This window comes from Phyllobacterium sp. P5_D12 (assembly GCF_054049495.1).
Genome location: NZ_JBFUMG010001138.1, coordinates 1 through 622, shown reverse-complemented (window position 1 = coordinate 622; position 622 = coordinate 1). Strand labels below are relative to the sequence as shown.

At 52.3% G+C, this 622-nt stretch carries 1 protein-coding gene; it reads left to right on the top strand.

What is annotated here, in order from left to right; all coding sequences use genetic code 11:
- Positions 1-401, top strand: a 401-nt coding sequence (locus ACXJ5O_RS29145; protein ID WP_457302938.1) for a hypothetical protein, incomplete at its 5' end; no start/stop codon positions are given.
- Positions 402-622 lie beyond the last annotated feature (221 nt).

The window sequence follows — 622 nt, the reverse complement described above, 5'->3', positions numbered from 1 at the left end:
CGAATGACGCGTCCCGGACATCCTATCTCGGATTGATCAGGCTGCAAAGGCTCGCCAAAGCACGCCATGAGCTGGAGCTGTCACGCCTCAACACAAAACAAGCTGCGATCCAGGAGGAGAATAACGCTCTCTTTAGGATGCAGGAAGATCGTTTTGCCGTGGATACAACAGCGTTTGTTCCTGTTCATATTATTATGAAGCGCCTTGAAGCCAACAAGTCACTTCAGGCCCAGTTGTCGGAACAGATGGTCGAAGCCAAACGGAACCTGCTGAAAACGTCGCGAACGCTCGATACGCTGGATAGTCGACTTCGTGATTTGGCGAAGGAAATATCGCGCACAGAAGTCGCAGACGAAACGGACGAATATATGGGACATCTGCTTGGCAGACATGCAATCTGAAGACGCAAGGCTCAAGCCTCCCGTAAGTTTGGGAAGGTAGGGTGCATGCAATGAAACAGGATGGAACGGGAATCGATGGCCATTAATCCACCTTCCGATCTGGTATTGGATGTTGCCATGGCAGCCGATCCGGACACGTTGCGAACCTCCCTGGAGAAGTTGCGTAGCATGGCTTCCGATCGCGTCGTGGCACAGATGCAGCTGTCACGTGAGAACTTTGC